Below are 21,314 nucleotides of genomic sequence, written 5' to 3'. Positions count from 1 at the left end.
TTTTTTTTTTTGGGCTTTGGGGGCGGGGGGGGGCCAACGGGGGCCCGGGCAATTGTTTAACACAATTATTAGCCCCCCAAAAAAACCGGGCTTAAACCCTTTTAAACGCGGGGGGGGGGGGCCCCCCCCCCCCACCCCGGTCCCCTGCGAGACCCCCCGAAGGAGGCGGGCATGGCTGTTCCTGCCCCCACCACCATTGAGCACGACCGGAGGCCCGACGAGTCCGTCGGAGCCCGTCGTCGCTCGCCCGTTCCCTATCTCCTGCTGATCCCCGCGATCGCCATCCTGCTGTTCGGCATGGGCTACCCCGTCGTGTGGCAGGTCATCACGTCCTTCCAGAAGTACGGCGCCCTGCAGCAGCTCGGCGGCAAGGCCCCCGACTTCGTCGGACTCGAGAACTACATCGCGGTCGCGACGAGCCCCACCTTCTGGCAGGTGGCGGTGCGCTCGGTGATCTTCTGCCTCGTCACCGCGTTCATCACCGTCGTCATCGGCATGGCGCTGGCGCTGCTCATGACCCGTGTCTTCGGGTGGGTGCGCATCACGCTGCAGATCGCGCTGCTGCTGGCCTGGGCGATGCCCGTCGTCGCCGCCATGACCGTGTGGATCTGGCTGTTCGACCGCCGTCGCGGCGTCGTCAACTACCTGCTCGACCTCATCCCGGGGGTCGACATGAACAACTACAACTGGATCGGCGGGGACCCGTTCGTCTTCTTCCTCGTGGCGTCGATCATCGTCACGTGGATGTCGGTGCCGTTCGTGGCCTTCTCGGCGTACGCCGGTCTCACGCAGGTCTCGACCGAGATGGTCGAGGCGAGCCACCTCGACGGCGCCACCGGCTGGCAGCGCCTGCGCTACATCGTGCTGCCGATCATCCGCCCGGTGATCATGATCGTCCTGCTGCTGAACCTCATCTGGGACCTTCGCGTGTTCACGCAGATCACAATGCTGCAGGACGCCGGCTCGAAGACCAGCGACTACGACCTGCTCGGCACGTACATCTACAAGATGGGTGTCGCCGGCCTGAACTTCGGCCAGGGCGCCGCGATGGCGATCTTCGTCCTCGCGCTGACGATCGTCCTCAGCTGGTTCTACATCCGCAGTCTCCTGAAGGAGGACCAGGCCTGATGTCCGCCTCGGCTCAGCTCGCACCCGCGCCCACCCGCGCATCGCGCACGTCCCCGCCGGCCGCGCCGGCTGCCAAGCGCCGTCCCCGGGGACGTGGCGCCAAATGGGGGTGGAGCATCCTCGCGATCGCCATCGCCCTCATCTGGGTCTTCCCGGTGTACTGGATGGTCAACTCGTCGATGCTCTCGTCGTCGACGCTCGAATCCTTCACGCCCACGTTCCTCCCGTTCGGGGGTGACCTCGACAACTTCAGCGCGGTCATCAACGAGAAGTTCTTCAGCGCTCTGGGCATCAGCCTCGCGGTGACGATCATCGCCGTGTTCTGCTGCCTGCTGTTCGCGTTCCTCGCGTCGGTGGCGATCAGCCGCTTCCGCTTCCGCGGCCGCACGACGTTCGTCCTGGCGATCCTCATCGTCCAGATGCTGCCGGCCGAGGGCCTGTTCATCGCGCAGTACAAGATGATGAGCGAACTCGGTCTGCTCTCGAACATCCTGGGCCTGAGCCTGCTGTACATCGCGGCCGTCGTGCCGTTCACGGTGTGGATGCTGCGCGGGTTCGTCGCCGGCGTCCCGGCCGAGCTCGAGGAGGCCGCGATGGTCGACGGCCTCAGCCGGACCCAGGCGTTCATGCGGATCACGCTGCCGCTGCTCGCGCCGGGGCTCGTGGCATCCGGGGTGTTCGCCTTCCTGCAGTGCTGGAACGAGTTCACGGTCGCCCTCGTGATCATGAACGCCGAGAACCAGACGCTTCCGCTGTGGCTGCGCGGCTTCGTGCAGCAGAGCACCAGCCGTGCGATCGACTGGGGCGAGGTGATGGCCGCCTCGACCATCGTCGCGATCCCCGTGATCATCTTCTTCGTGATCGTCCAGGGCCGCATGACCAGCGGTCTCGTCGCGGGCGCGGTCAAGGGCTGATGGGCGCGCACCGAGTCGCCGCCTCCCGTGCGGAGGTCGGCGGATGAAGGTCGGGCTCGACGTCGGCGGCACGAAGACCGACGCAGTGGCCGTCGACGACGCTGGTGCGATCGTCGGCAGGCTCCGCATGCCCACAGGATGGGGTCCGGATGCCGTCGGCCAGACGGTCGTGGACGCCGTGCGCGCGCTCGGGACCGATGCCGGGGTCGACCTGGCCGCGATCCGTTCCGTCGGCGTCGGCATCCCGGGGCAGATCGAGCCGGGCACCGGCCGGGTCGTGCATGCCGTGAACCTGGGCGTCGAGTCGCTGGATCTCGCAGCGGTCGTCGCCCCCCAGCTGGGCGTGCCCGTGCAGGTCGAGAACGATGTGAAGGCCGCCGCGCTGGGCGCGCACGCGCTCCACACCCGCAGCGGCGCCCCGGCCCCCGGGTCGATGGCATACCTCAACCTCGGCACCGGCATCGCGGCGGGCATCGTCTCGGACGGCGTGCTGTGGCGCGGCGCCCGTGGCACCGCGGGCGAGGTCGGTCACATCTCGGTCGACCCCAACGGGCCGCTCTGCCGGTGCGGTCAGCGCGGCTGCATCGAGTCGTTCGCCGGTGGCGGCGCGGTCGCCGAACGCTGGGGGCGCCGCTCGGCGCTGCCGGTGCGCGACGTGTTCGACGCCGCCGAGGCGGGCGACGCCGACGCGCAGGCGCTGCGCACCGGACTGGCCCGTGGCGTCGCCGCGGCGATCCGGGTACTGGTGCTGACCGCCGACGTCGATATCGTGGTGCTCGGAGGGGGTGTGACGGCGTTGGGCGATCGACTGATGACGGATGTCGCAGCCGAACTGGCGGCCAGTGCCGAGGCATCCCCGTTCATGCGCTCGCTGCGTCTGCAGGAGCGGGTCGAACTGCTGCCGCCGGGTTCGCCGGCCGCCGCGCTCGGGGCCGCGATCGTCGGCGCGCAGGGCGACACGACACACGACACCGAGGAGGCTCTGGTCCATGGCTGAGATCGTCATCGTCCGCGACAAGGCGGCGGCGGGGGCGCTGGTCGCCGACCACATCACCGCGCTGCTGCGCGACAACCCCGAGACCGTGCTGGGTCTTGCCACCGGCTCGACGCCGCTGCCCGTGTACGAGGCGCTGCGCACGCGCCTGGACGGCGTGGACGTATCGCGCGTGCGCGGCTTCGCGCTGGACGAGTACGTCGGCATCGACCCCGCGCACCCCGAGAGCTACCGCTCCGTGATCACGCGCGAGGTCGTCGAGCCGCTCGGGCTGAACCCCTCGCTGATCCGCACGCCGGACGGCACGCCCGAGGGCATCGAGCACCACGGCGAGGAGTACGACGCAGCCATCCGCGAGGCGGGCGGCATCGATCTGCAGATCCTCGGTATCGGCACCGACGGCCACATCGGGTTCAACGAGCCCGGTTCGTCGTTCGCGTCGATCACGCGTGTCAAGACGCTCACCGAGCAGACGCGCAAGGACAACGCCCGCTTCTTCGACTCGATCGACGACGTGCCGATGCACTGCGTCACGCAGGGGCTCGGCACGATCCTGCGCGCGCGCCACCTCGTGCTGCTGGCCTTCGGCGAGGGCAAGGCGGCGGCCGTCGCGGGCGCGGTGGAGGGACCGGTGACGGCATCCCTTCCGGGTTCGGCGATCCAGCTGCACCCGCGTGCCACCGTGGTGGTCGACGAGGCCGCGGCGTCGCAGCTCACGCGTGCGGACTACTACCGCTACGCCTATGCGAACAAGCCTGACTGGCAGGGCATCTGAGTCCTATGCTGACGGCATGACACTGCCGTCGCAGCCGCCGGCGGCGGGGGATGCCGCATCCTCCGCCGCCGTTCCGGCCGGTGCTGCTGCGCCCGGTCCGGCCGTCCCCGAGGTGCCCGTGGCGGTACCTCGAGCGGAGGCATCCGATGTCCGCGACGCCCGCCTCGCCTGGCTGATCGGCGGCTCGCTGCTCATCGCGCACGCCGTGCTGATCCTGGTGGCCAACGGCTATCCGATGCTCGCCTTCCCCGGTGCGAGCCTGATCCTCGACGGCACGTGGGCCGCATCGCTCCTGGTCTTCGCCTTCGGCGTGCGCGCTCGGGGGAGCGTGGTCGCCCGCCGTCCGCTGGGCGTCGTGGCGCTGGTGATCGCTGCGGCGGTGCCGCTGCTCTCGGCCCTCCTGTGGTGGGTCGTGCCCATCGCAGCGTGGGACGCCACTTCGGCGCTCATGGCCGGTACGGGCGCGTCCGTCCTCTCTCTCGGCGCCCTTCTCGTGGCGACCGTCGTGATCGGCCGTGCCGGCGCGGTTCCGCACACTGTGCGGTGGGTGCCGCTGATCGTCCTCGCGGTGACGGCGGGAGCGCAGGTGCTCCTGCAGGTCGCGGGCGTGGCGTTCGCGAACACCCGCGTGGTGCCCGACCTCACGGCCGCATACTTCTTCACGGCGATGCTCGGCACGCTCGGCGTGCTGCTGCTGGGCATCCTCGCCGTCGTGCTCGCCCCGCGCGATGCGCCACGGCCTGCGGCGCCGACACAGGTGTACCCGCCGGCATCCTGACCGACGGCGCACGTTCAGCGCGCGAACACCTTGCCGGGGTTGAGGATCCCCTGCGGGTCGAACACGCGGGTGATCTGCTGCTGCAGCTCCCACTGGTCGTCACCGAGCTCGTCGGCCAGCCAGCGGCGCTTGAGCACACCGACGCCGTGTTCGCCGGTCAGGGTGCCGCCGAGCCGCAGAGCGGCCCGGAACAGGTCGTCGGCGGCTGCCCAGATGTGCTCGGGAGCCTCGACGACCCCGAACTCGTCGGGCTCGGCGTCGAAGATGAAGTTGGGGTGCAGATTGCCGTCGCCGGCGTGCGCCACCGTGGGGATCACGACGCCGTGCTCGCGCTCGACACGGGTGATCTCGTCGAACATGGCGGGCAGGGCGCTGCGAGGCACCGACACGTCCTCGATGAGAGCCGTGCCGAGGGTCTCCATCGCGGGATGCATGGCACGGCGGATCGCGAGCAGCCGCTCGCCCTCCTCGCGATCGTGCGAGACGGCGACGGCGCCGCCGGCGGAGCGCAGCACCTCGGCGATGGCCTCGGCTTCGGCGCCTGCTGCCGGGCCGTCGGTCTGGATCGTCAGCTGGGACGCGCCGGGGGTCGGCGCCGGGAGCGCGAGCATCGTGTGCACGGCCGCAAGGGATGCGGCATCCATCAGCTCCATGATCGCGGGCTGGACGCCCGACGCGGTGACGGCGGCGGATGCCTCGGCCGCCGTCCGCACGTCGGGGAACGTCGCGGCGACGGTGCACACCTCGCCGGGGACGACCCGGCGCAGCTTGAGGGTCGCTCCCACGACGACGCCGAGCGTGCCCTCGGAGCCGATGACGAGCGAGGTCAGATCGAGGCCGGTGACGCCCTTCACCGTGCGGTGGCCGAGGTGCAGCAGGCGTCCGTCGGCGAGCACGACGTCGACGCCGAGTACCGCGTCGCGCACGACGCCGTACTTTGCGCACAGCAGTCCGCCCGCGCCGGTGGCGATGTTGCCGCCGACGGTGGAGATCGCCCGGCTCGCAGGATCCGGAGCCCACCACAGTCCGTGGTCCGCCAGGGCGTCGTTGAGGTCGGCGTTGAGGATGCCGGGCTCGACCACCGCGAGCAGGTCGTCGGCGCGCACCTCGAGGATGCGGTCCATCGCGCGCATCGACAGGGCGATCTCGCCGGAGCCCGCGTTCGCACCGCCCGCGAGCCCGGTGCCCGCACCGCGCGTGACGACGGGCGTTCCGGTCGCGCTGGCGATGCGCAGCGTCTGCTGCACGTCCTCGACGGTGCGCGCGTGCACGACAGCGAGCGGCGCGCCGGCGGCGGCATGGCCCGACTTGTCGGCGCGTGCGGCGTTGAGCGACGCGGGGGAGGTGTCGACGCGGTCGCCGAGGGCCTCGCGCAGCAGGGCGAGGGGATCGGATGCCGCGGTCACGCGATGCGCCGGCGGCCCGCGATGACGCCCACGGTGACGGCGACGACGCCGAATCCGAGGCCGATCCACGCGTTGCCCATCATCCACCAGGCGACGGTGGCCGACGCGTAGACGAGCAGCTCGACGATCGCGCGCACGAACGGGTGCACGGCGAACACGGCGCGGGGCGAGACGAACAGCGCCCACACCAGGATGGCGACGGCCGGGGCCGCGAGGCCCGCGAGGATGTTCCACGCGAACGGGAACATCGTGAAGCCCCACAGCGCGAGCGAGAGGATCGCGAAGATCTCGCACACGAACGCCAGCACATCGATCGCCGACAGCGGCGCGCGCATTCCGGGCGCCGGTTCGGCGGGCTGAGGAGGCGTGACGTGCGGCGTGTCGGACATGGCTTCCAGTCTACGTCGAGTGGATGCCGCCACCCTCGGCCCGGCGGTCCCGCGGGCCGTCCCGCATCAGGCGTTCGCGCCCGTCTCCGCGCGCTTCTGTCCGTTGCGCTTGCCGTTGCCGTTGCCGTTGCCGTTGCCGTTCGCGGTGGCGGCCGCGTCCGGCACAATCGCCGCGGCTGCCGACGGCTCCGTCGTCGCGGGCGTGACGCCGAGGCTCTGAGGCGCGCTCACCGCGCCGTTGCCCTTGCCGTTTCCTCTGCCGTTGTTGTCGGTGCTGCCGTTCGCGGCGCCGTTGCCGGCTCCGGTGTTGCCGCCGTTTCCGTTGCCGGTGCCGTTGGTGGGGGTGCCCTTGCCCGTGGACCCGCCGTTGCCGGTGGTTCCGCCGTTTCCGTTGCCGGTGCCGTTGGTCGGAGTGCCGGCGCCCGGGTTGCCCGTGTTGCCGTTGCCGACACCGTTGTTGTCGGTGTTGCCGTTGTTGCCCGTGCCCGTGCCCGTGTCGGCGTTGCCGTTGTTGCCGGTGCCTGCGTTGCCGTTGCCGTTGCCGTTGCCGTTGCCGTTGTTGCCGGTGCCTGCGTTGCCGTTGCCGCTGGTTGCGGGGGTGGTCGAGCCGGTGTCGCCGTTCGTGCTCGTGTCGTCCTTGCTCTGGCCGCCGGCGTTGCCCTGTCCGCCCGAGCCGTTGTCGCCCTGTCCGCCGGTGCCCTCAGCGGCGTCACCGGAGGAGGCTGTGCCCGAGCCGGCGGCAGTGCCGTCGGCCGTGCTGTCGGCGACCGTCACGGGCGCCGTGGCTCCGCCCGCGTCACCGCCGGTGACCGGCGCGGCCGGCAGATCCGAGGACGGCAGGTCCGCGGGTCCGGGCCCGGTCGTCCCGGGCAGCTGGAGCGCGGTGTCGACGGCACCGGTGTCGGGAACGAGCGGAGGCGTCGCCGGGGCGACGTCCGAGATGCTCGTGGGTGCGGGAACGGGATCCGTGCCCACAGGAGGGAGGGCCACGGCGGCGGCCACGACGCCGCCGACCACCACGAGGCTCGCCGCCGCGAGGCCGGACGCCGCGCCGATGCCCGCAAGCGCGGTCCCGCCGACGGCGACCGTCGATACGGCGGCCGCTCCGGCGCTCGCGCCGGCTGCGGCGACACCGGATCCGACGCCCGTGGCCGCGCCGGCCGCGGCACCCGCGGCACCCGTGCTGGCCGCGGCACCCGATCCGGCGGCGACACCGCCCGTGGCGGCACCGCCGGTCACGCCGACGGGCAGCGCCGAGGCGGAGCCGCCCTGGACGACCGCCTGCGGCATCGCTGCGAGCGCCACGATGGGCGCGCTGCCGCCCTGCACCGTGGCGAGGTAGCCGGCCGTGCCGACGGCGCCGAGCGCCAGCGGCAGCAGCACGAGCGCGAGCCGGCTGGAGACCTCTTTCGCCTCGCTGGCGACGATCGAGCAGCGGACGCACGCAGCGAGGTGCGCGTCGACCTTGGCGTGGTCGCGGCGCCCGAGATTGCGGCGCGCGTAGGCGCCGAGTCGCTCGATGGTCCATTGGCAGTCCGAGCCGTCTGCGACCGACTGCAGATGGGCCTGGATCCACGCCTCACGCAGCCCCTCGCGCGCACGGAACGTCAGCTGGGCGACGGCGGTCGCCTTCATGCCGAGCAGCGGCGCGATCTCCGCCGGCTTCATCTGCTCGATCTCGGAGTACCAGAGCACCTCCTGCCAGCGCGTGGGCAGGCTGCGGAAGGCGCGGTGGGTCAGTCCGCGGTCGAGTGCGGCCTCGCTGGCGTGCTCGCCGGCGGAGGGATCCTCCACGCCGTCGAGCTCGTCATAAGCCGTCTCGCGCCGCGCCCGCCCCCAGGCGGCGGCGGTGTTGCGGATGCTCGTGAACAGGTACGCGCGGAACGAGCCGGTGGGACCTCCGCCCGCCACGATCGACTGGTAGATGCGCGTGTACGCCTCTTGCACGAGGTCGTCGGGGTCGAGGCTCGAGGTCATGTTGCGGGCGACGGTCACGCCCGCCCGGTAGTGCCGCCGCCACAGTTCGCCGAAGGCGCTGCGGTCGCCTGATCGCGTGCGCAGCACCAGATCGGCGTCGCCGAGGACGACCTGCTCCTGCTGATCGCGGACGTCGTCGTGGTCCATGTGATTTCCCCAGTTCGCGGGCGATGCCCTGCGTCACTCCCCAGGCGCGACCCGTGCACGCGTCGCGCCGACAACCATTCTCGCCGTCGTCGGGCATTTTGGCCAGGGCGGATGCGTCGGCACGGCACCCGACGGGACGGCATCCGCTTTCCGACCCGGGTCTGGAAGTTCGCCGAAGAAATTCTCAGAAGTCGCGTAATAGACGGCGGATCATGCCGTCTCTTTCGTCAGAGTGGCACGCCGCCCGATGTGTGGGGCACGACGGTGGCAGCGCCCCCGCGGTTCACCCGCGGATCAGGCGGGGCTCGGAAGGATCTCGGGGGAGGGACTTCCGGCCCCGCCTTCGCATGTGCGCCGCGGCGTCAGGCGAGGCGGCCGTCGATCCAGACGCGCTGCACCGCGAGATCCGCGTCGAGCAGCACCGCGTCGGCGACGGATCCGACGTCGAGCCGGCCGAGGTCGGCGCGTCCGATCGCGAGGGCGGGGATCTCGCTCGCCGCTCGGAGCGCGTCGGCGAGCGGCACGCCCGCGCTCACGACGTGTCGCACGGCGGCGTCCTGCGTGAGCGTCGAGCCGGCGATCGCGCCGCCCTCGACGAGCCGGGCCACGCCGTCGGTCACCTGGACGGCGAGCCCGCCCAGCTCGTAGGAGCCGTCGGCGGCGCCCGCCGCGGCCATCGCGTCGGTGATGAGGGCGATGCGATCGCCGGCGGCGGCGAACAGCGTGGCGACGAGGGCGAGGTCGACGTGCACGCCGTCGGCGATGACCTCCAGCGTCACACGCTCGTCGCGCAGCGCCGCGACCACGGGCCCGGGGGCGCGGTGGTGGATGCCGGGCATCGCGTTGAAGGCGTGCGTGATGAGCGTCGCACCGGCGTCGAACGCGCGGCGCGCTGTGGCGGCATCCGCATCGGTGTGGCCGACGGCGACGGCGACGCCGGCCTCCGTGAAGCGGCGGATGGCGTCGAACGCGCCGGGCCGCTCGGGGGCGAGGGTGACCTGGCGGATCGTGCCACGTCCGGCCGCGAGCAGCGCGTCGACGGCGGCGGCGTCGGGCGCGCGCAGCAGGGACTCGGTGTGCGCGCCCTTGTGGCCGGGGTCGAGGAACGGCCCCTCCAGATGCGAGCCCAGGATGGTGGGGTCGGCCTCGGTGAGGTCGGCCACCATCGCCACGCGTCGCGCGAGGTCGTCGATCGAGGCCGTGATGAGCGACAGCACCGCCCGGGTCGTGCCGTGCGCGCGGTGCACGTCGCGCCCCGCGCGCACGGCCTCCGGCCCGTCGTCGAAGCTCGCCCCCGCCCCGCCGTGACCGTGGATGTCGATGAAGCCGGGGGCGAGGCATCCCCCTCGTCCGTCCACGGTCTCGGCGGCCGACGGATGATCCGCGCCCACACCGACCGCCGCGACGCGGCCGCCGTCGAACAGTGCCCACCCGTCGGGGCGGTCGCTGTCGACGGTGGCCGAACCGAACAGGCGGACGGAGTGGACGAGGATGCTCATGCGGTGCTCCGGACTATGCGGACGGGTGGGTCACTCGGTGACCCACGGGATCTCTTCGGACGGGTGGAAGCCGATGCCCATGCTGGTCCACAGCGGGCCGAGCGCACCGACGCGCGCGCGGAACGACTCCCACGTGCGCAGGTCGCTCTCGCCGGTGCGGGGCGACCAGCCGGCCTCGGCCGCCGCCGCGACGCGCGGGAACACCATCGTGTCGATGTCGGCGGCGGTGCGGATCGTCTCGGTCCACAGCGGCGCCTCGACGCCGAGGATGCCCTCGTCGCCCACGCCGGGAACCACGTCGGCGGGCTCCCACGAGTACGCGTCCTGCACGCTCGTGGGCCCGTTCGCCCACGTGAGGCCGAGCTCGGGGCCGCTGGGGTACTTCATGTCGAGGTAGATCGCGTCGGCAGGCGACAAGATGAGGCTCGCGCCGTTGTCGACGAACGTCTGCGCCTTGGCCGCGAAGCCCTCCTGCGGCGTGACGTAACCCCAGTACTGGCCGATCGTCGTGTCGGCGACGTCCTTGGCGGAGCCCGCCTCGTGCCACGCCACCGGCGTCTTGCCGAGATCGGCGATGAGGGCGCTCACGCGCGTCACGAAGTACGCGAAGTCGTCGTCGGCGGTCGCGAGCGACTCGTCGCCGCCGAAGTGCAGGTACGGCCCGGGCGTCATCGCCGCCAGCTCGCCGAACACGTCGGCCACGAAGTCGTAGGTCGCCTCGTCGTGGATCTTCAGCGACGAGAAGCCGACCGCGAGCGCCTCGAACGGCACCCCGGGCTCGGGGAGCGCGCCGCCTCCGTACACGTCCACGATCTCGCGCATGTGGTCCGAGATGACCGGGTCCTCGGCGAGTTCGGGGTACGCGAGCCCGACCGCGTGGGTGTGGCCGGGCATGTCGACCTCGGGCACCACGATCATGTGGCGGGATGCCGCGTACTCGACGATCTCGCGGTAGTCGTCCTTCGTGTAGAAGCCGCCCGGGTCGCCGCCGATCGCGGTGCCCGACGCCTTCTCGGTGAGCTCGGGACGCGAGGCGAGCTGGATGCGCCACCCCTGGTCGTCGGTGAGGTGGAGGTGCAGCGCGTTGAGCTTGAGCGAGGATGCGCGGTCGATGTACCCCTTGACGGTGTCGACCCCGTGGAAGTGGCGCGCGACGTCGAGCATCACGCCGCGGTACGCGAACCGCGGGGCGTCCTCGATCGCGACCGCGGGCACGACCCAGTCGCCGCCGTCACGGGCGACGAGCTGCCCGAGGGTCTGCACGCCGTAGAAGAGCCCGGCCGCGTCGGCGCCGGTGACGACGATGGATGCCTCGTCCACCGTGATCCGGTACGACTCGGGCGCCCCGCCGGCGGCGATGCGCAGCTCGATGCCGGCGGACTCGTCGGTCCCTGAGCCTGTCGAAGGGGCGGCCGGCGTCAGGCCGGTGCGGGCCGTGAGGGTCGCCGCGAGCGCGGCGGCGGCATCCGCGTCTCCCGACACGGACGTGGCGGACGTGAGCCGGAACGGCGCTCCTGAACCGGCCTCGATCGAGGCGGGTGCGGGGACGACGGCGGGAAGCGACACGGTGTCTCCATTCTGCGCGACCGGCGTGCAGCCGGCCAAGAGCACGGCGGCGAGAACGGCCGCGGCGGCGGTCCGTCCTCGTCGACGCGACATGTAAAGAGTCCTAACAAAAGGGGTGGGTCCAGCCTACCGGGTCGAGTTCCGTTATGCTCGGAGGGTCGCGACTGGCGTTGAGGTGGGACACCACCGGGGAGCGACCGACTACGGCATTCGACCGCACGCCTGGGCCGATGCGGGACCTCTTTTCCGAAAGCCGTGAGTCAGGAGATCGCATGACCGATCAGTTCTTCAACGCCCCCCTCGCCGAGGTCGACCCGGAGATCGCCCAGGTGCTCGAGCGCGAGCTCGAGCGTCAGCGCGGCTACCTCGAGATGATCGCCTCCGAGAACTTCGTGCCGGTGTCGGTGCTGCAGTCGCAGGGCTCGGTGCTGACCAACAAGTACGCCGAGGGCTACCCCGGCCGCCGCTACTACGGCGGCTGCGAAGAGGTCGACGTCGCCGAGGAGCTCGCCATCCAGCGCGCCAAGGCGCTGTTCGGCGCCGAGTTCGCCAACGTCCAGCCCCACTCCGGTGCCACGGCCAACGCCGCCGTGCTGCACGCGATCGCCCGCCCCGGCGACACGCTGCTCGGCCTGTCGCTCGACCAGGGCGGCCACCTCACGCACGGCATGAAGATCAACTTCTCGGGCCGGCTCTACAACATCGTCGCGTACGGCGTCGACCCCGAGACCAGCGTCATCGACATGGACGAGGTGCGTCGCCTCGCGATCGAGCACCAGCCGAAGGTCATCATCGCCGGCTGGTCGGCCTACCCGCGTCAGCTCGACTTCGCCAAGTTCCGCGAGATCGCCGATGAGGTGGGCGCGACGCTGTGGGTCGACATGGCGCACTTCGCGGGCCTCGTCGCCGCGGGCCTGCACCCGAGCCCCGTGCCCCACGCGCACGTCGTCTCGTCGACCGTGCACAAGACGATCGGCGGCCCCCGCTCCGGCTTCATCCTCACGAACGACGCCGACCTCGCCAAGAAGATCAACACGGCGGTGTTCCCGGGCCAGCAGGGCGGTCCGCTCATGCACGTGATCGCCGCGAAGGCGACCGCGTTCAAGCTCGCCGCGACGCCCGAGTTCAAGGAGCGCCAGGAGCGCGTGCTGCGCGGCGCCCACATCATCGCCGAGCGTCTCTCGCAGCCTGACGTCGCGGGCGCCGGCATCGCCGTCCGCTCGGGCGGCACCGACGTGCACCTGGTGCTGGTGGACCTCCGCGACGCCGAGATCGACGGCAAGCAGGCCGAGGACCTCCTGCACGAGATCCACATCACGGTGAACCGCAACGCGGTGCCCAACGACCCGCGTCCGCCGATGGTCACGTCGGGCCTGCGCATCGGTACGCCCGCGCTCGCCACGCGCGGCTTCGGCGACGCCGAGTTCACCGAGGTCGCCGACGTCATCGCGCTCGCGCTGCAGCCGGGCGCCGACGTCGAGGCGCTGCGCGTGCGCGTGGCCGCGCTCACCGCCGCCTTCCCGCTGTACCCCGGGCTGCACCAGTGACGGCCGCCAAGCTCGACGGCCGCGCGGCGTCCGCTGCGATCAAGGACGAGCTCCGCGAGCGCGTCGCGGCGCTCAAAGCGCGCGGCATCACTCCGGGCATCGCGACGGTGCTCGTCGGCGCCGACCCCGGATCGCAGCTGTACGTCGGCATGAAGCACCGCGAGTCCGAGGCCATCGGCATGAACTCGATCCAGGTCGAGCTGCCCGCCGAGGCCACGCAGGCGGAGGTGGAGGACGTCATCGACCGCCTCAACGCCGATCCCGCGTGCCACGGCTACATCGTGCAGCTGCCGCTGCCGAAGCACCTCGACACCGACGCGATCCTCGAGCGGATCGACCCCGCGAAGGACGCCGACGGGCTGCACCCGACCAACCTCGGTCGCCTCGTGCTCAACGTCAACGCGCCCATCACGACGCCGCTGCCGTGCACGCCGCGCGGTGTGATCGAGCTGCTGCTGCGCAACGACTACGACCTGAAGGGCAAGCATGTCGTGGTCGTGGGTCGTGGCGTGACGATCGGCCGCTCGATCGGACTGCTGCTGACCCGTCGCGAGATCAACGCGACGGTGACGCTCACGCACACCGGCACTGTCGACCTGCCGTCGTACCTGCGTCAGGCCGACGTGATCGTGGCCGCGGCCGGCGTCAAGCACATCGTCCGCGCCGAGGACGTCAAGCCCGGCGCCGCGGTGCTCGACGTGGGCGTCACGCGCGAGACCGACCCCGAGACCGGCAAGTCCCGCGTCTACGGCGATGTCGCGCCGGATGTCGTCGAGGTCGCCGGCTACGTGTCGCCGAACCCCGGCGGCGTGGGGCCGATGACGGTCGCGCTGCTCATGACGAACGTGGTCGAGGCCGCCGAGCTCGTCGCCGGTTGAGGAATCCCGAACGCGTGTCGGGAACGTGCGCTCTCGCCGAGCGCGCACGTTCCCGGCGCGCGTTTCGTATGCGCTCGGCGAGAGCGCACGATGTCGCCGGGGCTCCCTTCCCAGGTCAGGCGGCGACGGCCTCGCGCGGACGCGCGACGGTGGCTGCGGCATCCGTCGCGCCGAACGACGCCATGCCGCCGATCCAGCGCTCGCGGTCGGCGTCGGTGCGGTGGCGGACCTCCGCGAGGCGCGTGACGCCGCGCACCTTGATGCCGCAGTATTCGAGCGTCGCGGTCCGCAGCGACCGGATCGCCGCGTCGCGGTAGGTGAAGGTGTTCCAGAAGCCGGGGGAGTCCATCGTCATGACGATGCGCGCGGTGCGCCCGGTGAGCAGCTTGTCCCAGAGGCGGCCGGTCGGGCGGTATCGGTAGGCGAAGCCCGAGACGAAGACGCGGTCGATCCAGGTCTTGAGTGCCGCGGGCGACGAGCCCCACCACTGCGGGAAGAAGAACGCCAGGTGGTCGGCCCACTCGACGTCGCCGATGTACGACAGGATCTCGGGCGTGAGCGGTCCGTCGGCGTCGGTGCGCGGCATCCGCACCTCTCCTCGAGCGGAGGGATGTCCGGGCACCGGGTCGGCGGCGAGATCGATGATGCGCACCTCGGCGCCGGCCGCGCGGGCGGATTCGGCATACGAGTGGGCGAGGGCGTGGTTCAGGCTGTCAGGCAGCGGCGTGCCGATGATCACGAGGATGCGGGGAGAGGGCATTTCTACTCCTGGGGTGCGGGGGCGGCCTCTGCCGCCGGCTGGCTCTGGATGAACGCGATGAGGGTGTTGAGCTGGGTGTTCAGGCGAGGCACGTCGATCGGGTCGGCGGCGAAGGCGGGCGCGGCGAGCATGTCGGCGAAGTCGCGCTCCAGACGTGCGCCGGCGGTCTGCACGAGATGGGCGCCCTTCTCGGTGAGCGAGAGCAGGACGCTGCGGCCCGAGCCCGCAGGGGAGTCTGCGGTGATCCACCCGTCGGCCACCAGCGCCGGCACGCGCTTGCTGACGGCGGCCTTGGTGACGCCGAGGCAGAACGCGAGGCGCGTCATGTCGGTCGGCTCGACGCCGGCGAGGATCGCGAGGAACTGGAAGTGGTTGTAGCCCACGCCGAACTCCGCCTGCAGGACGGTGTCGGCGTAGGCGTCGATCTCGGCGACGAGTTCGTGGAGCGTGAAGCTCAGGCGGTCGGACATGACACTGAGTAAACCAGTTGACTCAGTGTGAGTCAACTAGTTGACAAAGATCGGTCCGCTACGCCGTGAAGCGCGCCAGGAACTCGCGGGTGCGCTCCTCGCGCGGAGCGCCGAACACCTCGGACGGCGGGCCCTGCTCCAGGATGCGGCCCGCATCGAGGAACACCACGCGATCGGCCACGTCGCGCGCGAACGCCATCTCGTGCGTCGCCATCACGATCGTCATGCCGTCGTCGGCGAGGTCTCGCACGAGATCCAGCACCTCGCCCACGAGTTCCGGGTCCAGCGCCGAGGTCACCTCGTCGAGCAGCAGCAGCTCCGGCGACGTCGCGACGGCACGGGCGATCGCCACGCGCTGCTGCTGACCGCCCGACAGCCGGTCGGGGTGCTCGGCGGCCTTGTCGGCGAGCCCCACGCGGTCCAGGAGCGCCGTGGCCGCGGCATCCGCCTCGCTCCTCTTCATGCGGTGCACGTGCCGGAGCGCGAGGGTGATGTTGTGCTGCACAGTGAGGTGCGGGAAGAGGTTGTACTGCTGGAACACGACGCCGATGCGGGCACGGACCGCGTCGACGTCGGCGCGCGGGTCGCTGATGTCGACGTCGCCGAGCACGATGCGCCCGTCGTCGATGGGCTCCAGGAGGTTCACGGTGCGCAGCAGCGTCGACTTGCCCGAGCCGCTGGCGCCGATCAGGGCGACGACCTCGCCCTGCGCGACTTCGAGGTCGATGCCGCGCAGCACGTCGTGGTCGCCGAACGACTTCCACACGTCTTCCAGGCGCAGGACGCTCATACGATCCCCCCGATCTGCTCGCGGGCGCGCACCCGGGCGGTGTACCAGTCGGTCAGCCGGATCGTCGGGATCGCGAGCAGCACGAAGAGCAGCGCTGCCACCACGTACGGCGTGAAGTTGAAGTACGCCGCCGTCTCGATCTGGGCGGCGCGGACGGCGTCGACGGCGCCCAGCAGCGAGATGAGACCGACGTCCTTCTGCATCGCGACGAAGTCGTTCATGAGCGCGGGGGTCACCTTGCGGAACGCCTGCGGCACCACGACGAGCCGCATCGTCTGGCCGTGGCTGAGCCCCAGTGAGCGGGCCGCGTGCCGCTGCGACGGATGCACGGCCTCGATGCCCGCCCGGAACACCTCCGAGACGTACGCCGAATACGTCAGCGTGAGCGCCAGCGTGCCCCAGAACTCCACCGGCAGCCGCACCGGGATCAGCTGCAGCCCCGGGATGCCGAAGCCCACGAGGTAGAGCACGATGATGAGCGGGATGCCGCGGAACACGTCCGTGTAGGCGGCAGCGAGCGCCCGCAGCGGCAGCCACACCGGCCCGCGCAGAGTGCGCAGCGTCGCCAGCAGCAGGCCGAACAACAGCACCAGCACCGCCGACATCGCGAGCACGCGCAGATTCAGCAGGAACCCGTCCCACACGCGAGGCAGCGACGCCAGCGCGATCTCCGGGTTGAAGAACTGCTGCTGCACGCGCGCCCAGCCGGGCGTGTTGATGATCAGCAGCCACGCGAGGACCGCGACCACCAGCGTCGAGACGATGCTGATGACGACGGATGCCGCCCCCTGGCGCTTGCGGAACGCGCGGCGCTCCAGCTCGACGGCGCTCACCGCGCGGGGTGGAGGGGCTGCCTCGCCGGGCGGGCTGCCGCCCGTGCGGGACCGGCCCGATGGGGAACTCATCGGGCCAGGGTAACGGCGTGCGTGCTCACTTCAGCAGCGGAGCCTGGCCCTCGCCGCCGAGCCACGTGGCGGCGAGCTCGTCGAGCGTGCCGTCCTCGCGCAGCGCGTCGACCGCGGCGGTCACCTTCGCCGTGAGCGGCGAGTCCTTCGCCAGCACGAGCCCGAACTCGTCGCCGGTCTGGCCGTCGGGCGTCGGCAGCTGTCCGACGAGCACTCCGTCGGTGAGCTCGACGCCGGAGATGTAGAACGCCGTGGGCAGATCGACGACGATCGCATCGACCAGACCGTTCTCGAGCGCGAGCTTGGCGTCGTCGTTGGTGTTGAACGCCTGCGCCGGCTGGGTCGGCTGGATCACCGACTCGATCGCGGTGAAGCTCGTCGTGCCGGTCTGGGCGCCGATCAGGAGGCCCTTCAGGTCGGCGATCGAGGTCGCGTCGGCCGCGGGCGAGGCGCCCGTGGTCACGACGACCTGCGTCGTCTCGTAGTACGGCGAGCTGAAGTCGACCGACTGCTTGCGCTCATCCGAGATCGAGAACTGCTGGAGGTTGAAATCGAAGTCCTTCGGCCCGGGCGCGATCGCCTCGTCGAACCCGGAGCGCACCCACACCACGTCGTCGGCGGCGAAGCCGAGTTGATCGGCCACCGCGTACGCGACTGCTGCCTCGAAGCCCTCGCCCGACGACGGGTCGTCGTCGATGACCCACGGGTAGTACGCGGGCTCGCCCGTCGCGATCGTGATCTTGCCCGGCGTCACCCAGCCGTCGGCGTCGCCGGTGGCGCCCGCGTCCGGCGTTCCACTGGATGCGCACCCCGTGAGGGCGAGCGCCGCGACGGCGACGCCGGCTGCGGCGAGACGGATCAGGCGGGTGCGACGCGACATGGTGCCTCCAGGAGTCGGGTGGGCGGCGCGCGTGCTGTCGCGCTGCCGCTCGTTCCATTCTCACGGCGTCGATGCGTCCCCGCCCGCGCGGGTCGCTTTGTTACACCCGCGAAGGCCTGCCGGGGTGCAGAATGGCCTCGACGGCCGCGAGGGCCGCGGATCGACGAGAGGTTTCGCGTGGCCGGCATCGACGGAAACTGGGCGATCGACGTCGTCACCCTGGCGGGCTCCCGCCGCTACGACCTCACGCTGGCGAGCGCCGGCACGACGTTGACCGGCACGTCGGTCGGCGACACCGGGCCGATCGCGATCCGCGACGGCAGCATCACGGGCGACACCGCCTCGTTCCGCATCGACTTCCTCGCGCCCCTGCCCATGTCGCTGCGATTCGTGCTGGAGGTCGTCGGCGACCGCCTGGTGGGGACGGCGCAGGTGGGCCCTTATCCGCCGACGAACGTGGTCGGCGTGCGCATGCCCTGAGCACCCCTCACCGCGGGCTGCGGCGTGCCTCGGCGGCGGCCAGGGCGGCGCGGGCGCCGTCGGTCGGGGCGATCGCCACGAGGCCGCGGTAGAGCGTCACGAGGGTGTCGACGTCGAGCTCGCCGGTGCGGGCGCGGTCGCAATGCACTGCCTGGATCGCGGCCTCGAGCTGGAAGCGCCCGATCGGGCGGCCGAGCGCGGCGGCGCGGCGCAGCAGCGCGGCCGCCTCGGCGATGAGGGCGCCGTCCCACCGCATGGGGTCCTGGGCGTCCAGCGGCGGCCAGGGGCTCTCCGCGCGAGCCGGCGCGCGCGACTGCGCGAACGTGAGCAGCGCGGCGAGCCCCCATGCCTCGGGCTCGTCGTCGAGGAGTGTGGCGGTGAGCACCGCGAGCCAGCGCGCCTCGTCCGCGAGGGACTCCCGGGGCTCGTCGCCCTGGTCGAGCCAGCCGATCGCGTACGCGCCGTAGATCGCCTCGAGCACGGGCGGCAGCCGGTCGGGCATGTCTGAGCGCGCGGGGACGCGGAACGGGATGCCGGCGTCGCGGATCCGTCGCTTGGCCCGCACGAGTCGCTGCGCCATCGTCGCGGGCGCCACGCCGAAGGCGCGGGCGATGTCGGCCGCCTCGAACCCGAGGACCGTCTGCAGCATGAGCGGCGTGCGGGCGGCCGGGTCGATGGCCGGGTGCGCGCACGCGAACAGCAGCTCGAGGCGCTTGTCGGGGATCGCGTCGGTGCCGGAGAGCTCGGTGACCGCATCGGGCGCGCGCTCATCCGCGATGACGGCCGTGAGTGCTTCGTCCAGCGGCACGCCGGTGCGATGAGCGGCGGAGCCCAGCACGTCGCGCAGTCGGTTGCGGGCCACGGTGACCAGCCACCCTTCGGGATTGGCGGGGATGCCGGCATCCGGCCACGTCCGCAGCGCGCGCTCGAACGCGTCGCCGAGGGCGTCCTCGGCGGCCGTCACGTCGTGTGTCGACGCCGCGACGACGGCCAGGATGCGGCCGTACGACGTCCGCGCGACGCGCTCGGCGGCCGCGCGGGCGTCGTCGGGGGAGGGCATCAGCCCGCGAACGGGGTCCAGGCGCCGTCGCGGAAGTGCGTCGAGCTCGGCCGGACCTCGACCGGGCCCCACGCCACCGACGGGGCCTTGCCGGCCCACGCGATCGCGGCGTCGAGGTCGTCGACCTCGATCACGAACGAACCGCCGAGCTGCTCCTTTGTGTCGGCGAACGGGCCGTCCTGCACACGCAGGCCCGCATCGCCGGCGGTCACCGTCGTCGTCACGGCGGACGGCTGCAGCACCTCGGCCGACACCAGCACGCCGGCGTCGTCGAGCGCCTTCGCGTACGCGTCGAACTCGCGCATGCCTTCGGCCCAGGCCTCAGGGCCGAGGTCGTCGGAGGTCATCTCGGGATAGTGGAGGAGGAGTGCGTACCGCATGGTGTCGTCCTTTCTCGTGGGTTGCGACACCTCTGTGACGATCGAGGCCGGCCCCGATCGACAGGACGCAGCGGATCAGCCGCCGAGCTCGTCGAGCATGCGCCGCTGCTCGTCGGTGAGGCCGTCGTTGAGCTCCCGGCGGCCGGCGGCGGCCTCGGGGCTCGGCACCGGCGGGGCTGCGGCATCCACGGCGTCCGTCTTCGTGCCCGTCGCCTTGTCGTAGAGGGCGCCCGCGTGCGATTCGACCTTGTCGTCGATCGCGGCGTAGATCGCCCACCCGATGAGCAGGATGATCGGCGGGAGGACGTAAGCCCAGATGGCGCCGAAGAAGCCGCCGCCGATGCGCACGCCCGACAGCAGCACCGTGGCGATCCAGATGAGGAAGGCCACCGCGAAGGCGATGAAGAACTCGACGAGCTTCTCGCCCGCCTTCGTGCGCCCGCCCGCGGACTTCGCCGCCGACGAGCGGAACCACTTCTCCACGAGCGGCTTGACCCAGATCACCAGCGCCGTCATGACGATGCCGGCCCACAAGGCCGCCCAGCCGACACGGGCCGGCGTCAGCCAGCCGACGATGAGCAGCACGACGATGTTGAACACCAACAGCGACACGAATCGCACGACCCACTTCTTCATGGCTTCACTCTGTCAGCTTCTTCGCTTCGCTGGGCCATGTTCCGACGATCGCCGGGGGCGGATGCCGCCTCCCGGTGCAGCCGCGTCAGTAGGAGGCGCGCTCGCCGCGGTCGCCGGTCGGGATGTAGCGCGCGGCGAGGGCTTCGGAGCCGCGCGCGAGGAGCGCGACGTCTGCGCCGACGAGCACGAACGACGCGCCCGCCTGGACGTACGCGTCCGCTGCGACCGGATCGAAGGCGTTGACGCCGACCGGTTTGCCGGCCGCGCGCACCGCGTCGAAGGCGCTCAGCGCGGCGGCGACGACGTCGGGGTGGGTCTGCCGGCCGAGCAGGCCCATGGATGCCGCGAGATCGGAAGGGCCGACGAACACGCCGTCGACGCCGTCCACGGCCGCGATCTCGGTGGCGGCCTCGACCCCGGCCGTGGTCTCGATCTGCACGAACAGCGACACGTGGTCGGCGGCGTCCTGCAGGTAGGCGTCGACGCGGTTCCACCGCGCCGATCGTGCGAGCGCCGAGCCCACACCGCGCGTGCCGCGCGGCGGGTAGCGGACCGCGGCGACCGCGGCCTCGGCATCCGCCTTCGACGACACCATCGGCACCAGGATGTTCTGGGCGCCGAGGTCGAGCACCTGCTTGATCGTCACGACATCGCCGATCGGCACGCGTACGACCGGTGTCACCGGGTAGGCGGCGACCGCCTGCAGCTGCGTGAGCACCGACTCGAGGCCGTTGGGGGAGTGCTCCATGTCGATGAGCACCCAGTCCAGGCCCGCGCCCGCGCAGATCTCCGCGACCAGCGGCGAGCCGGAACACACCCAGATGCCGGCGAGGGAGCGATCGGCGCCCGCGAGGGCGTCGCGGAAGGTCTGGTTCAGACGAAGCGGCATTCGATCACTCCCATGGGTCCGTAGTCGCAGTGCACGGTATCGCCTTGCTGCACCCACATGGGGCGG

Annotated in this window: 22 protein-coding genes and 1 riboswitch; of the genes, 8 read left to right on the top strand and 14 right to left on the bottom strand. The window is 71.6% G+C overall.

The window, feature by feature from the left end; genetic code table 11:
- Nucleotides 1-171 precede the first annotated feature (171 nt).
- From ACFWJ8_RS19520 to ACFWJ8_RS19500, 5 genes are read left to right on the top strand one after another with little or no spacing between them, the layout of a single operon-like run.
- Nucleotides 172-1,128 (top strand): carbohydrate ABC transporter permease, encoded by a 957-nt coding sequence (locus ACFWJ8_RS19520; protein WP_378814671.1) that lies wholly within the window; start codon nt 172-174, stop codon nt 1,126-1,128.
- The gene (locus tag ACFWJ8_RS19515) at nt 1,128-2,042 is read left to right on the top strand and encodes a carbohydrate ABC transporter permease (RefSeq protein ID WP_378814669.1); all 915 of its coding nucleotides are present in this window, start codon (nt 1,128-1,130) and stop codon (nt 2,040-2,042) included. The genes ACFWJ8_RS19520 and ACFWJ8_RS19515 overlap by 1 nt, the downstream gene beginning before the upstream one ends.
- A gap of 43 nt (nt 2,043-2,085) precedes the next feature.
- A complete protein-coding gene (locus ACFWJ8_RS19510) occupies nt 2,086-3,039 on the top strand; it encodes an ROK family protein (RefSeq protein ID WP_378814667.1) in 954 nt (317 codons plus the stop codon).
- Nucleotides 3,032-3,811: a glucosamine-6-phosphate deaminase gene (locus tag ACFWJ8_RS19505; protein WP_378814666.1), complete on the top strand. Its 780-nt coding sequence runs from the start codon at nt 3,032-3,034 to the stop codon at nt 3,809-3,811. The genes ACFWJ8_RS19510 and ACFWJ8_RS19505 overlap by 8 nt, the downstream gene beginning before the upstream one ends.
- Before the next feature lie 16 nt (nt 3,812-3,827).
- Nucleotides 3,828-4,589 (top strand): hypothetical protein, encoded by a 762-nt coding sequence (locus tag ACFWJ8_RS19500; RefSeq protein ID WP_378814665.1) that lies wholly within the window; start codon nt 3,828-3,830, stop codon nt 4,587-4,589.
- A 14-nt stretch (nt 4,590-4,603) separates the two neighbouring features.
- Here ACFWJ8_RS19500 and ACFWJ8_RS19495 read toward each other — a convergent pair whose 3' ends face one another.
- The 5 genes from ACFWJ8_RS19495 to ACFWJ8_RS19475 form a co-directional block, all read right to left on the bottom strand.
- Nucleotides 4,604-5,995: an FAD-binding oxidoreductase gene (locus ACFWJ8_RS19495; RefSeq protein ID WP_378814664.1), complete on the bottom strand. Its 1,392-nt coding sequence runs from the start codon at nt 5,993-5,995 to the stop codon at nt 4,604-4,606.
- Complete coding sequence (locus ACFWJ8_RS19490; protein ID WP_378814663.1) at nt 5,992-6,384, bottom strand: YrdB family protein; 393 nt, start codon at nt 6,382-6,384, stop codon at nt 5,992-5,994. Before ACFWJ8_RS19490 ends, ACFWJ8_RS19495 begins: the two co-directional genes overlap by 4 nt.
- A 66-nt stretch (nt 6,385-6,450) precedes the next feature.
- Nucleotides 6,451-8,508: a sigma-70 family RNA polymerase sigma factor gene (locus ACFWJ8_RS19485; RefSeq protein WP_378814662.1), complete on the bottom strand. Its 2,058-nt coding sequence runs from the start codon at nt 8,506-8,508 to the stop codon at nt 6,451-6,453.
- A gap of 362 nt (nt 8,509-8,870) precedes the next feature.
- On the bottom strand, nt 8,871-10,007 hold the full coding sequence (nagA, locus tag ACFWJ8_RS19480) for an N-acetylglucosamine-6-phosphate deacetylase (protein ID WP_378814660.1): 1,137 nt from the start codon (nt 10,005-10,007) through the stop codon (nt 8,871-8,873).
- Nucleotides 10,008-10,037: 30 nt separating this feature from the next.
- Nucleotides 10,038-11,573, bottom strand: a complete 1,536-nt coding sequence (locus ACFWJ8_RS19475) for a family 20 glycosylhydrolase (protein ID WP_378814729.1) — start codon at nt 11,571-11,573, stop codon at nt 10,038-10,040.
- 150 nt (nt 11,574-11,723) lie between these two features.
- A riboswitch (ZMP/ZTP riboswitch) is annotated at nt 11,724-11,808 on the top strand.
- Nucleotides 11,809-11,845: 37 nt separating this feature from the next.
- On the opposite strand from ACFWJ8_RS19475, the gene glyA reads away from it, so the two are divergent.
- Nucleotides 11,846-13,120, top strand: a complete 1,275-nt coding sequence (gene glyA / locus ACFWJ8_RS19470) for a serine hydroxymethyltransferase (RefSeq protein ID WP_378814658.1) — start codon at nt 11,846-11,848, stop codon at nt 13,118-13,120.
- Entirely contained in the window at nt 13,117-13,998 is an 882-nt protein-coding gene (locus ACFWJ8_RS19465) for a bifunctional methylenetetrahydrofolate dehydrogenase/methenyltetrahydrofolate cyclohydrolase (RefSeq protein WP_378814657.1), read from the top strand. Before glyA ends, ACFWJ8_RS19465 begins: the two co-directional genes overlap by 4 nt.
- Before the next feature lie 115 nt (nt 13,999-14,113).
- On the opposite strand, the gene ACFWJ8_RS19460 is transcribed toward ACFWJ8_RS19465, so the two are convergent.
- From ACFWJ8_RS19460 to ACFWJ8_RS19440, 5 genes are read right to left on the bottom strand one after another with little or no spacing between them, the layout of a single operon-like run.
- Nucleotides 14,114-14,758, bottom strand: a complete 645-nt coding sequence (locus tag ACFWJ8_RS19460; protein WP_378814655.1) for an NAD(P)H-dependent oxidoreductase — start codon at nt 14,756-14,758, stop codon at nt 14,114-14,116.
- Between the two features lie 2 nt (nt 14,759-14,760).
- Nucleotides 14,761-15,228, bottom strand: coding sequence for a MarR family winged helix-turn-helix transcriptional regulator (locus tag ACFWJ8_RS19455; protein WP_378814653.1), 468 nt, complete (start codon nt 15,226-15,228; stop codon nt 14,761-14,763).
- A gap of 58 nt (nt 15,229-15,286) precedes the next feature.
- The gene (locus ACFWJ8_RS19450; protein ID WP_378814651.1) at nt 15,287-16,018 is read right to left on the bottom strand and encodes an amino acid ABC transporter ATP-binding protein; all 732 of its coding nucleotides are present in this window, start codon (nt 16,016-16,018) and stop codon (nt 15,287-15,289) included.
- On the bottom strand, nt 16,015-16,923 hold the full coding sequence (locus tag ACFWJ8_RS19445; protein WP_378814649.1) for an amino acid ABC transporter permease: 909 nt from the start codon (nt 16,921-16,923) through the stop codon (nt 16,015-16,017). The genes ACFWJ8_RS19450 and ACFWJ8_RS19445 overlap by 4 nt, the downstream gene beginning before the upstream one ends.
- Nucleotides 16,924-16,948: 25 nt before the next feature.
- Complete coding sequence (locus ACFWJ8_RS19440) at nt 16,949-17,803, bottom strand: ABC transporter substrate-binding protein (protein ID WP_378814647.1); 855 nt, start codon at nt 17,801-17,803, stop codon at nt 16,949-16,951.
- A 177-nt stretch (nt 17,804-17,980) separates the two neighbouring features.
- Between ACFWJ8_RS19440 and ACFWJ8_RS19435 the strand changes: the two genes are divergently transcribed.
- The gene (locus ACFWJ8_RS19435; protein WP_378814645.1) at nt 17,981-18,283 is read left to right on the top strand and encodes a hypothetical protein; all 303 of its coding nucleotides are present in this window, start codon (nt 17,981-17,983) and stop codon (nt 18,281-18,283) included.
- Between the two features lie 7 nt (nt 18,284-18,290).
- Here the strand turns inward: ACFWJ8_RS19435 and ACFWJ8_RS19430 are convergent, their stop codons facing one another.
- From ACFWJ8_RS19430 to ACFWJ8_RS19415, 4 genes are all read right to left on the bottom strand, one after another.
- Nucleotides 18,291-19,343 (bottom strand): RNA polymerase sigma factor, encoded by a 1,053-nt coding sequence (locus ACFWJ8_RS19430; protein WP_378814643.1) that lies wholly within the window; start codon nt 19,341-19,343, stop codon nt 18,291-18,293.
- Nucleotides 19,343-19,723 (bottom strand): YciI family protein, encoded by a 381-nt coding sequence (locus ACFWJ8_RS19425; protein WP_378814641.1) that lies wholly within the window; start codon nt 19,721-19,723, stop codon nt 19,343-19,345. The genes ACFWJ8_RS19430 and ACFWJ8_RS19425 overlap by 1 nt, the downstream gene beginning before the upstream one ends.
- A gap of 75 nt (nt 19,724-19,798) precedes the next feature.
- Nucleotides 19,799-20,359, bottom strand: a complete 561-nt coding sequence (locus ACFWJ8_RS19420) for a hypothetical protein (RefSeq protein WP_378814639.1) — start codon at nt 20,357-20,359, stop codon at nt 19,799-19,801.
- An 85-nt stretch (nt 20,360-20,444) separates the two neighbouring features.
- Nucleotides 20,445-21,248, bottom strand: coding sequence for an HpcH/HpaI aldolase/citrate lyase family protein (locus ACFWJ8_RS19415; protein WP_378814637.1), 804 nt, complete (start codon nt 21,246-21,248; stop codon nt 20,445-20,447).
- Nucleotides 21,249-21,314: the final 66 nt, after the last annotated feature.

Source organism: Microbacterium sp. NPDC058389 (assembly GCF_042722305.1).
Taxonomy (GTDB): domain Bacteria; phylum Actinomycetota; class Actinomycetes; order Actinomycetales; family Microbacteriaceae; genus Microbacterium.
Note: the sequence above shows the minus strand (reverse complement) of the source record. Positions and strands in the feature narration are given on the sequence as shown.